Genomic DNA, 11,185 nt, shown 5'->3' with positions numbered 1-11,185 from the left:
CTGGCGGCGGCTCCCTTCACCGCCGGACTCACCGCGCTGCTGGCGGGCGGGAAGATCGTCGCGACGCGGATCGCGTTCAAGAAGATCCTCAAGGAGATGGCGGAGGCCGCCGTCTCCGAGATCGTCGCCGTGCTCACCCAGCCCGCGGTGGCGGCACTGGAGAGCGTCGTCACCGATCTCGCCATCCAGACGGCGATGAACGTCACCGGGCAGCAGGACGGCATCGACGTCGACCAGGCGGTGCAGGCCGGCAAGGACGGCATGCAGATCAACTCGGCCGGCGGCGGCAAGCCGGGCGCGGGCCCGGTGATCGACCACGACGCCCACAGCAACACCGGCGGCCGGCTGGCGGACGTGCAGGTGAAGATGAACTCCCGCGCCGCCACCAAGATCAGCCGGGCCAAGGGGCACCACGGCCGTGCCAAGGGCAAGGACGCGCTGACCGCCGCCCTCGACACCACCATCGAGGAGGTGGTGGAGAAGCTGGTCAAGGGCCACGGGCACATGGGCAAGCACGTGGGCAAGGACCTCCCCGAGGCCATCGGCCAGGGCTCCAAGATTCACCGGGGCACCGACAAGGCTGTCGACGACCGGATCAAGAAGATCATGGGCGGCGGCAAAGGTGACGACGGCGATCTGAAGGGCCTTCGCGGGGAGCCCGGTGGCTCCCGCCGGCGCCCCGGCGACATGCGCACCAAGCCCAACTCGCTCAGCGGGGCCCGTCTCAACGGCAGGGCCAACAGCATCCCGCCCGCGAGGCGGACCTGTGCGACGGATCCGGTCGACGTGGCCACCGGGGAGATGCTGCTGTCGCAGACCGACCTGTCGTTGCCCGGCGTTCTGTCCCTCGTGGTGCGCCGCACCCATCTGTCGGGGTACCGCTACGGTCACTGGTTTGGTCGGACCTGGGCCTCGACCGTGGACGAGCGGATCGAACTCGATCCGGCCGGCCACGGCGCCTTCTGGGCGCGCGAGGACGGCACCGTGCTCGTCTACCCGCGGCTTCCCCTCCCGGGCGATCCGGAGGGTGTGCTGCCGGTGGAGGGCGATCCGCTGCCGCTCACACACGACGGGGTCCAGGACGATGTCACCGGGTACAGGATCGCCGACCCTCAGTCGGGCCTGGTGCGCAAGTTCTCCGGCAGCCCGTACCGCGCCTCCCCCGCCTACTGGCTGGAGGAGATCGAGGATCGGCACGGCAACGGCATCACCTTCCACCGCCGCGGCGACGGCTCGCCCAGCGCCATCGTGCACGACGGCGGCTATCACGTCGCCGTCACCGTCGATGACGGCCGTGTGCGCGCCCTCGCCCTGCGCACGGCCGACGGACCGGTCACCGTCGCGGATTACGGTTACGACCAGGACGGCAACCTCGACGCGATCACCGACTCGTCCAGGGTGCCGCTGCGCTACTCCTACGACGCGGACGGCCGAATAGCCTCCTGGACCGATCGCAACGACTCGACCTACCACTACGCTTACGACAGCACTGGACGCGTCGTCCGCACGACAGGCCCTGACGGGTACCTCTCGTCCTCGTTCGCCTATGAGGCAGTCCCCGGCTCCGAGGACACCGTTACCCGGTACACCGACTCCACGGGCACCACAACCGTGTACCGCGTCGACTCGCGTTTCCACGTGGCCGCCGTCACCGACCCTCTCGGCCACACCACTGTTGTCGAGCACGGTCCCCGGGACCGGATCCTGTCGGCGACCGACGCCCTCGGGCACACCACCCGATGGCAGTGGGACGAGCACGGGCTTCTCACCCGCGTCAGCTTCCCCGACGGAACCAGCACCAGTGCCGAGTACGACGACGAACGGCGACCAGTCGCCATCACCACCGCAGACGGCGCGGTCTGGCGGCACGCCTTCGACGACCACGGAAACCCGGTCACCGTCACCGCCCCCGACGGCGCCGTCACCCGATACACCTACGAGCCCTCCGGCGCGCTGGCATCCGTCCTCTCCCCCTGCGGCGAGCGGGAGACGTTCACGAACAACCCCGCGGGGCTTCCGCTCACCCGCTCCGACGCGCTCGGCCATACCGCCTCCGTCACCCGCGACGCGTTCGGCCGTCCCGTCGTGACAACCGACCCGGCGGGCGCGTCCACCAGCACCCAGTGGTCGGTCGAGGGACTCCCCCTCGTCCGTCTCCACCCCGAAGGCGGACGCGAATCGTGGACCTACGACCCGGAGGGCAACTGCCTCACCCATACCGACCCCGCGGGCGGGGTGGAACGATTCACCTACACCCACTTCGACCTGCTCGTCTCCCACGTACGCCCCGACGGCTCAGCCCACACGTTCTCCTACGACAGCGAGCGCCGCCTCGTGGACGTCCAGGGGCCCTTGGGGCGGCGGTGGAGCTACACATACGACGCGGCCGGCCGGCTGGTGTCCGAAACCGACTTCGACGGCCACACCCAGTCCTACGCGTACGACGCACTGGGGCGCCTGCTCCAGCGTGTCTCACCGCTCGGCCGGACCCTGAGCTTCCAGTACGACGAGGCGGGGCGCGCCACAGAGAAGGACGCCGACGGCGCCGTCACCCGCTACGTCTACGACCGCGCCGGACGGCTGGTCGCGGCAGACTCTCCGGAATCGTCGGCGTCCTGGCGCCGTGACTCGCTCGGCCGCGTCCTGGCGGAGACCGTCGACGGCCGCACTGTGCACTACACCTACGACGCGGCCGGGCGCCGCACCTCGCGCACCACACCTGGCGGCACCGTCTCTCAGATCGGCTACGACGCGGCCGGCAATCGCACCTCACTGGCCGTCGACGGCCGCGCCCTCGGTTTCAGTCACGATCCCGCCGGCCGGGAGCTGACCCGCACCGTAGGCGGCCTGTCCGTCATCAACTCCTGGGACGCCACAGGCCGGCTGGCGCAGCAACGCGTCGAATCGCCGACGGGACCGGTGTCCGTGCGCGGCTACTCCTACCGGGGCGACCATCACGTCACGAAAGTGTCCGACGGTGTACGGGGAACCCACCGCGACCTCAGTCTGGACCCCTTGGGACGGCCGCTGGCCGTCTCATCCGGGCGGTGGACCGAGCGGTACACCTACGACGCCGAGGGCAACCAGACCTCCGCCCAGTGGCCGGACAGCGCCCCGGGGACGGAGGCTCGCGGCGATCGCGCCTACGAGGGTTCCCTCCTCCTCTCGGCCGGTGCCGTCTCCGTGGTCCACGACGCCGCGGGCCGGGTGGTGGAACGGCGCAGGAAGCGGCTGTCGCGCAGACCGGACATCTGGCGCTACGCCTGGGACGCCGAGGACCGTCTCATCGCCTGCACAACACCCGACGGTGTGCGCTGGACCTACCGGTACGACCCGCTGGGCCGCCGCGTGGCCAAGCGACGCCATGAGGACGACGGCACAGTCGCGGAAGAAGTCCGGTTCGCCTGGGACGGCACCCGGCTGGCGGAGCAGACCGACCCCGCCAACGCCGTCAGCCTCAGCTGGGAGTACGACGGATTCCGCCCCCTGCTGCAGGCCGAACGCAGGACCACGGCAGGAAAGGGCGGGCAGGAGGACGTCGACGCCCGCTTCTTCGCCGTAGTCACCGACCTCGTGGGCGCACCCACCGAACTCGTCACCCCGGACGGCGTCGTCGCCTGGCGCTCCAGGGCAACGGTCTGGGGCAGCACGGCCTGGAACCGGTCGGCCGAGGCGTACACGCCCCTTCGCTTCCCTGGGCAGTACGCCGACCCTGAGACCGGCCTGCACTACAACCACTTCCGCCATTACGACCCGGAGACGGCCCGCTACACCAGCCCCGACCCCCTCGGACTGGCGCCCTCCCCCAACCACTACGCCTACGTGCCCGACCCGCTGACGGTGATGGACCCGAACGGACTCCAGCCGTGCGAGGATCTGGACCCCGTCGAAGTCACCGTCCGGTGGATACCGGGCATGCCCAAGCAGCAGTTCCGACTGAAAGCCGAGTCACTGCAGCGGCTGAGCGACGCGGGCGTTCTGTTCAAGGCGCCGAACCCGGTCTCCCGGGACAGACAGATCACCGGAAAATACAAGCAGCAGCTGATCAAGCGCGTCTTCGACCAATACGGCCAGAACAACCGTGAGTTCGCCGAACAGTTGCGCAGCCGCATCCTGGGCGGAATGAACCCGGACCATGTGTGGGAACTCCAGCTCGGAGGGCCGGACCACGCCAGCAACCTGCATATTCTGGAGCAGTTCACCAACCAGCACATCGGTCTGCAGCAGATCTGGCCTCAGATCAGGGACCTGCCCGATTTCACACCGATCAGAATCAGAATCGAAGGACCACCCTCATGATCAGCCCAGAAGTACGTCAGCTGCTGGAATCGGCGCGGGCCCTGCTGCCCCAGGAGACGGAGTGGGACGTGATGAACTCCGTCCCCACAGGGCACGCCGGCCCGGTGGACGCCACTGTGCCCGACGCGTACCGGGAGTACCTTGGCCTGGCCAACGGCGGCATTTTCAGCAACATGGTCCTCTTCGACGCCGGCTACGCCGCAGGCAACCAGTTCCTCGCCGATCCCGTGGACGGCGCGCCCGTCACCTTGGGCAGGCAGGACTGGTTCTGCCTGGGCAAGATCTACGAGGACCCTGTGTTCCTCAAGCGGGCGGACGGCACGGTCTGGGGCTTCCCCGACCAGGGGATCATCTGGTGGCAGAGCGACGTGTTCGAGAAGTGGGCCGACAACCTGGATACTTTCCTCCGCGAAACCGTCTTCGGCCCCGGCTTCCGCACCGTGACCGGCGCCGAAGACGAGGACCCCTGGTGGCAGGTACTGCGCGAAATGGGACGCGTCAGCAGGTAGCGACAGCACCAGGTAGCTCGCCTGTGCGCCGTCGGATGCACAAGGCTTGGTGCAGCCCTGCGTTCCGGTCGCACGTTACGCGGGGCTGCCTCACCTTCATGCCTCGGTCCGACGCCTCCGGGGTAAAGGCGCGCCGGACGAACTGCTCCGGGCGAGGATCCTGAGCCGAGCCCGAGCCCCGGAGTACCGCCGTCGCCCGGCCCCTACAGCGGCAAGAGCGTCGACAAGCTTCTTCCCATAATCAAATGGTTCCTCGGCATAGAGTCGCCAAAAAACCACCTCATGTGCCGGCTCGACAACGGCACGTGCACCTACGGCCCATACACCGAGAACGTCGTCACTTGGGGACCAGGTGGCCCCATCCGCATCTTCGGGAATGCGGGGCGAGCTGGCGCGAGGTTCAGTATCGCGGAATCGCTAAAGGGTTTGAAGGTAAACATTAAGGCCTTCCCTCGCAAGGGCCCAAAACCCAAGGACCCGGCTTGAGCCCGGACGGGAAGATATACCTAATAAACAGCGGAAATAAAGCAGTTGACGACGAACGATGGAAGCTCGCCAACAAGAGACTCACTGAAGTCGGACTAAGAAAGGGAACAGCCACATCCGGCGCCGCAGCTGACGTCGAAAGAAATTTGCCGCAGTCATTTTCCGCGACGGAATCAACAAGGCTGATATCGCAATAAGCCATGCCGACGGGCCTTGCCGGCAGCCCATGGGGTGCGACCAAGTCCTCAACCGCATGCTCGGCACAAAGGAACTCACAGTACACTGGCGCGACGCCACCGGCGCATGGAACTCCCGGCTATACGGAAACGGCAATGCAGGAATGGGCGGAATGTATTGGAATTCAAGGTGCGCGCTTATTACAATCGAAGCCACATAGACGGCCTGGCAGTAATCAGTACTCCGGAAGACGTCGACACCCTTATAGAAGCCCTCGCATCCGGGCCAGAGTTCGAGAACATGGCAACCCTCTACAGCCTGCAACGCGAATTCCTTCCCACAGGTGTTCCAGATCACGAATTCCTGATCGGCGCCAACCGGGAAAGGTTGCTGGGAATCGTCAGCTACATTGACGACGCAAACTATCTTTCACTCGGATCCCCGGAAGCGAGAAACGAGGAAATCGTCGAGTACTATATCGACGACAACGCGAGGGAATTTCCTGCATCTGCCGAAATCCCAATCCCTATCGCTCGAGAAGCGGTAAAGGAGTTCCTTCTCTCGGGAGGACAGCGACCCACCTGTGTCGCGTGGCAGAAAGAGCCGGAAATCTGAAGCATGTCACTTACCGGCGCTGGCCTGGTTTATCTGACAATCAGTGGAGGTAGCAATCGTTCGACTGTCCCCAACCGCTAAGGGCTTGCAGATCATATAGGTGTTGCTTTCCTTGCTGGGACTCGTTGGTGTTATATGCGCATCCCGGACGAGGGCTGTACTCAACTCGTTGTGAAGTTCGCGGTGTTGTTCCCGCATATGGACGAGCGGCAGCGTCGTCTGCTGCTGGCCGCCGAGGCTCGGATACTGGGGCATGGCGGCATCCGGGCCGTGGCCCGGGCGGCTGAGGTGAGTGAGACGACGGTCCGCAAGGGTGTGTCCGAGCTCGAGGGGAGTCGGCGTCAGGACCGGAGCCCGCATCCTGATCGAGGTCGGCGACGGCAGCACCTTCCCGACCGCAGGCCACCTCGCCGCCTACGCCGGCCTCGCCCCGGCGACCCGGAGCTCGGGCTCGTCGATCCGCGGTGAACAGCCCTCCCGGAGAGGTAACAAGCAGCTCAAACGGGCCTTCTTTCTCTCCGCGTTTGCCGCCCTGGCCGACCCGGCATCCAGGGCCTACTACGACAAGAAGATCGCCCAGGGAAAGCAGCACCCCCAGGCCCTGCTCTGCCTCGCCAGACGCCGGGCCGACGTCCGTTCGCGATGCTCCGCGACGGAACCTTCTACGAATCCCGGCCCGCCACCTCTGGCTGATCCTCATCGCGCACGCCGCACACAGGGCAGTCCCACTCGTCGAGACAGTCGATCGCGACAGGGTGATTACAGAAGACGCACGGACGCATGCCCTTATCAGCTGATTCCTGCACACGCGCCTCATCACTCATGTCAGGCAGAGTGCCAGACGGCCCCCGCCCGACACCCACCACCTTGACCAAACACATAGGGGCCCCCGCCGTCGCGGGGGTGTTCAGTTCCTGGACGGCGCGGCCTTGGGTGAGTTCGAGTCCTCCCCGCCGACGCGGGGGTGTTCCGTCCCCGGTGCCGAGCTGCGGCCGGCCTGGACCGTCCTCCCCGCCGTCGTGGGGTGTCCCAAACCAGCTCCGCGCTTCATCACCTGGTGTCAGATCCCCCCTGGACCTGCTCAGAGGGCTCTGACTTACGCCTTGCGCTCACCCGCTCAGCGCAGGCCGCTTCCGCCGCCACGGGCCATCGGCCCGGGGCCCACTCCGTGCCGGCCAAGATCCGGGCCATACGCGGACCAGCCGCCCGCAGCTTGGCCGAATCCTGGCCGTTTCCGCTGGTCAGCGGCCGCACGAGGCGCGTACCACCAGCACTCGAAGAACCTGCTGGTGCCGTACTCGCCGAAGAAGCTGGGCTTCTTCCAGACGTGACGTACCGCGAAGGGCGCCCGGCCAGGCACGATGCCGGCGGGCGCCCCTTCGCGAACCACCGCCCGACCGCGATCCGAGATGTGCCGGGGCGCCTCACCGGCCATACGCACGCAAGGAACTCCGCGGACCGTCGATCTGTCTTCGCCCCCTACGAGCACGCGCACGCCGTGCGGGCCCTTGTCGTGGACGTCGCCGCCTCGGGCACCGACGAACCAGGACTCCTGCGCTGTGGTCGGCGGCAGCGGACCGGGACGGTCAGGGTGCGAAGAAGTCGCCCAGCGCGGCGGCGAGCGGGCCGGATGCCTCCTCGGCCACGTGGTGGCCGGCGTCGATGCCGTGGCCCCGGACATCATCGGCCCAGTCGCGCCAGATGGTTCGCGGGTCGCCGTACAGGTCCTCCAGATCGTCCCGAAGCGACCACAGCACCAGGACGGGGCAGTCGATCCGTGCGCCCCGGGCTCGGTCCGCCTCCTCGTGCCAGCGGTCCACGGTGAGCCCGGCGCGATAGTCCTCCAGCATGGCGCGGACGACGTCCGGATCCCGGGTGGCGGCCCGCCACTCGTCGTAATTCTCCTGGCCCATGGCCTCGGGGTCGCCGCGGTACCAGGCATCGGGGTCGGCGTTGATCACGCGTTCGGGGATCTCCGGCTGGGCGAAGAAGAACCAGTGCCACCACGCCGTGGCGAACCGGGCGTCGGCGCGGACCAGGTGCTCGCTCAGAGGCAGGCCGTCCAGGAAGGCCACCCGGGTCACGGCGGCGGGATGGTCCAGTACCAGCCGGAACGCCACCGCGGCCCCGCGATCGTGCCCGGCGAGCCCGAAGCGCTCGTGGCCCAGCGCCTGCATGACCTCGATCATGTCCCCGGCCACGGCACGCTTGGAGTGCGGGGCATGATCAGGAGCAGGCGCCGGGCCACGGGAGCGCCCGTAACCGCGCAGGTCGGGGCAGACAACGGTGAACCCGCGCCGCACAAGTTGTGGCGCGACCCGATGCCAGGTCGCCGACGTGCGCGGATGGCCGTGCAACAGCAGAAGAGGCGGCCCCTCGCCCCCGTACCGGACGAAAACGGATGCCTCACCGGTGCGCACCGTCCTGGTGGCGAACTCCTCGAACATGACAGCCCCTTCCCGTTCCGAGGCCCGATCCGCGGCGCCCCGTCCCCGTGTGCCCGGAATCGGCCCCGGCACCTCGTCATGAAGCCGCACCGGGCGGTGGCGCGGGAGAACTGGGTCGGTGCCCGGGTCCAGGCCTCCGTCTACGCCGTGCGCCTGCGCATCGGTTCTGCGCGGACAGGGGGGCTCAGCGCATGAGTTGCAGCGCCGCGCCGGCCAGCCTTCGGGCAGTGAGTTGTTTGTCCCCGGCGGGCAGGATGAGGTGGCTGATGGTCATGCGGACGATGACGTCCGCAGTCGTTTCGAGTGTCGCCGCGTCGTGCTGGGGGTTCCGCGTGGCCAGCCAGCTCAGGACCAGGCTCTGACTGGCGTCGAAGATCGGGTCGGATCGGGCGGTGAGGTACGGGAGCAGGCTGTCGGAGCCTTCGCGGGCGGCAGTGATCACGGCTCGGATCAGAGGCTGGCTGTCAGCCTCCGTGAGCACGTACAGGATGGCTGCTTCGAGACAGGCCTGGGTGTCCGGGAGGCCGGGGTGGAGGATGTCGGAAACGCCGACGAGGAATTGCCGGGTCTCCTGGATCACCAGTGCGCGGCCCAGGCCGGCCCGGCTGCCGAACTCCTTGTACACCGAAGGGCGTGACACCTCGGCGCGGGCCGCGACGGCCGAGAGACTCACCTGGTCCCAGCCGGCGTCGCAGGTCAGGTCCCGGGCTGCGTCCAGTACCCGCGTTCTCATCTGCTTGCGCCAGGCCACACGCGGGGGGTCGGGTGCCGGTTCGCGGATGGGGGTCTCCGTTCCGCGCTGATGCTCTGCCGCCATGGTGGCCAGTCTGACAGGGCCGTCGGTCCGCCGGGCGGGAGCCGGCCTGCGACGGTGGAGCCGCAGGACATCGCGGTGGTGCCGGCCCCTGAAACCCGGAGGGGGTGGAGCCGGCACCACGTCCAGGCGGTCGCAGCAACCGGGAGGGTCAGGGCCGCTTGCGCCTGACGGCGAGGAGGAGGCCGCCGCCGAGCCCGAGGACGGCCGCCGCGATACCGAGCGGGAGTACCGGGCTGGAGCCGCCCGTCTGTGCGAGCGGCTCGCTTTGGCCGTTCGGTTCCCGGGGCGCTTGCGCGGTCGGCGAGGCGCCGGCGTCCGTGCCGCCCGAGGGTTCGCCGGGGACACCGCTCTGCTGGACGGGGGAGGCGGACGCGCTGGTGTCGGGCTGGGATGCCCCGTGCGTGGGGTCGTTGCTGTCGGCCTTCACACTGTAGGCGCCGCGCTCGGGTGCGCCACCGCCCCACCGGGCTCCGCTGAAGTCGGTGGTGACGGCTGCGAAGGGGGTACCCGATCCGATGGCGGGAGAGCCCTTGCCCAGCCGGAAGTCCGCGTTCGCTCCCGTGCCCGGGCGGATGAGCTTCGGGTCGGCGACGACGTCGTGGGGGCCCTTGACGTCGGGGGCTCTGCCGCCGAAGTAGATGTTGTAGTCGTAGGTCACGTCGACGTTGCGGGACGCGCTGTTCGTCGCCTGGCCGGGACGGCCGTATGCGATGTTGTTGAGCAGTCGGACGTCGGTGCTGTCGTGCGCGAAGATGTTGGCGTAGCTTTTCATGCGGGTGCTGCGGCCGTTCATGTACGCCGTGTTGTGCACGATGTCGACGTGCTGGCTCTTGTAGGAGTGGATCCCGGAGCCGCCGTTGTCGTAGGAGAGGTTGTCGGCGACCAGGACACGCCCGCGGTAGGCGGGGTGGCCGGCATCGCCCTTGAGGGTGTCGATGATGATGCCGTTGCCGTCGGAGTAGCAGCCGCACCCCTCCCACTTGACCTTGGTCTCGTTGTCGTGGACGCGGTTGCCGGTGATGCGGATCTTGTACGTCCTGGCATCAGCGGCGCCCACGTCGCGCGGTGTGAGGACGGAGATGCCGCTGGTGCCGTAGACCGTGTACCAGCCGTTGGAGTGCACGTGGTTCGAGGTGATGTCCACGTGGTCGGAACCGATGGCGGATATGCCGGCTCCGGCGCAGTTGTGCACTCTGTTGCCCGACACCTCCACGTGGTGCGACGGGGCGCCCGTGGCCCTGTCGCGCTCCACGTTGAGGCAGTTCGTGTTGTAGGTGGGGTCGCTCTTGTTCGCGTCGCGTTCCGCGCCGGCCAGGGTCAGGGCTGCGTTGTTGCCCTTGATCTCGAGGTTCCTGATGGCGATGTAGGACGCGCCGTGCACGCTGATGCCGTTCCATGCCTTCACCGGGTGGATCACCGGGCGATGGCCCGGATGGGCGGTGAAGGTGATGGGTGCGCCGGGGCGGCCGGAGCGCTTGACGGTGAGGACGTTCGAACCCTTGGAGCGTTCGGAGTACGTGCCGTTCATGATCGAGACGGTGTCGCCGGGGCCGGCGCTGTCCGCGGCCTTCTGGAGGGTGCGGAAGGGCGCCCCGGTCGAGGTTCCGGGGTTGCTGTCGTCGCCGCTCGGGCTGACGAAGTACGTGCGGCCGGCGGCGTGCGCTGTGCCCGCTCCTGTGGTGAGAAGGGCGAGCGGGGCGGACGAAGCGAGCAGTGCAGCGGTCATGGCGAGGGTGCTCGTGCGTTTCATGTGGTGCCTGATCTCCGAGATTGTCCTGGCGGCTGCGGCAGATCTCCTGCGTCGGCCCAGGCCGTGGGCAGGAGTGAGGGCGCAG

6 protein-coding genes and 2 pseudogenes are annotated in these 11,185 nt (G+C 68.1%); 5 read left to right on the top strand and 3 right to left on the bottom strand.

Features of this window, described 5'->3' with window-relative positions; translation table 11 throughout:
- From EAO77_RS28025 to EAO77_RS28005, 5 genes and pseudogenes are all read left to right on the top strand, one after another.
- The coding region (locus tag EAO77_RS28025; protein WP_187283446.1) for an RHS repeat-associated core domain-containing protein at positions 1–4,299 on the top strand (4,299 nt) is incomplete at its 5' end.
- On the top strand, positions 4,296–4,808 hold the full coding sequence (locus tag EAO77_RS28020) for a hypothetical protein (RefSeq protein WP_147991123.1): 513 nt from the start codon (positions 4,296–4,298) through the stop codon (positions 4,806–4,808). The genes EAO77_RS28025 and EAO77_RS28020, both read left to right, overlap by 4 nt.
- Before the next feature lie 840 nt (positions 4,809–5,648).
- Complete coding sequence (locus tag EAO77_RS28015) at positions 5,649–6,086, top strand: Imm1 family immunity protein (RefSeq protein ID WP_187283445.1); 438 nt, start codon at positions 5,649–5,651, stop codon at positions 6,084–6,086.
- Between the two features lie 135 nt (positions 6,087–6,221).
- A pseudogene (locus EAO77_RS28010) lies at positions 6,222–6,467 on the top strand (ISAzo13 family transposase); the annotation flags it as partial.
- A pseudogene (locus tag EAO77_RS28005) lies at positions 6,400–6,779 on the top strand (transposase); the annotation flags it as partial. The pseudogenes EAO77_RS28010 and EAO77_RS28005, both read left to right, overlap by 68 nt.
- 893 nt (positions 6,780–7,672) lie before the next feature.
- On the opposite strand, the gene EAO77_RS28000 reads toward EAO77_RS28005, so the two are convergent.
- The 3 genes from EAO77_RS28000 to EAO77_RS27990 form a co-directional block, all read right to left on the bottom strand.
- Positions 7,673–8,533: an alpha/beta fold hydrolase gene (locus EAO77_RS28000; RefSeq protein WP_147991121.1), complete on the bottom strand. Its 861-nt coding sequence runs from the start codon at positions 8,531–8,533 to the stop codon at positions 7,673–7,675.
- A gap of 184 nt (positions 8,534–8,717) precedes the next feature.
- The gene (locus EAO77_RS27995) at positions 8,718–9,350 is read right to left on the bottom strand and encodes a TetR family transcriptional regulator (protein ID WP_147991120.1); all 633 of its coding nucleotides are present in this window, start codon (positions 9,348–9,350) and stop codon (positions 8,718–8,720) included.
- 148 nt (positions 9,351–9,498) lie between these two features.
- Positions 9,499–11,100, bottom strand: coding sequence for a right-handed parallel beta-helix repeat-containing protein (locus EAO77_RS27990; RefSeq protein ID WP_147991119.1), 1,602 nt, complete (start codon positions 11,098–11,100; stop codon positions 9,499–9,501).
- Positions 11,101–11,185 lie beyond the last annotated feature (85 nt).

Source organism: Streptomyces sp. T39, assembly GCF_008042045.1.
In the GTDB taxonomy this organism is placed as follows: domain Bacteria; phylum Actinomycetota; class Actinomycetes; order Streptomycetales; family Streptomycetaceae; genus Streptomyces.
Note: the sequence above shows the minus strand (reverse complement) of the source record. Positions and strands in the feature narration are given on the sequence as shown.

What these genes read in the sequence shown, in the direction of transcription:
- EAO77_RS28000 (WP_147991121.1), bottom strand. Translation starts at nt 8,533, where the DNA reads ATGTTCGAGGAGTTCGCCACCAGGACGGTGCGCACCGGTGAGGCATCC.
- EAO77_RS27995 (WP_147991120.1), bottom strand. Translation starts at nt 9,350, where the DNA reads ATGGCGGCAGAGCATCAGCGCGGAACGGAGACCCCCATCCGCGAACCG.
- EAO77_RS27990 (WP_147991119.1), bottom strand. Translation starts at nt 11,100, where the DNA reads ATGAAACGCACGAGCACCCTCGCCATGACCGCTGCACTGCTCGCTTCG.
- EAO77_RS28020 (WP_147991123.1), top strand. Translation starts at nt 4,296, where the DNA reads ATGATCAGCCCAGAAGTACGTCAGCTGCTGGAATCGGCGCGGGCCCTG.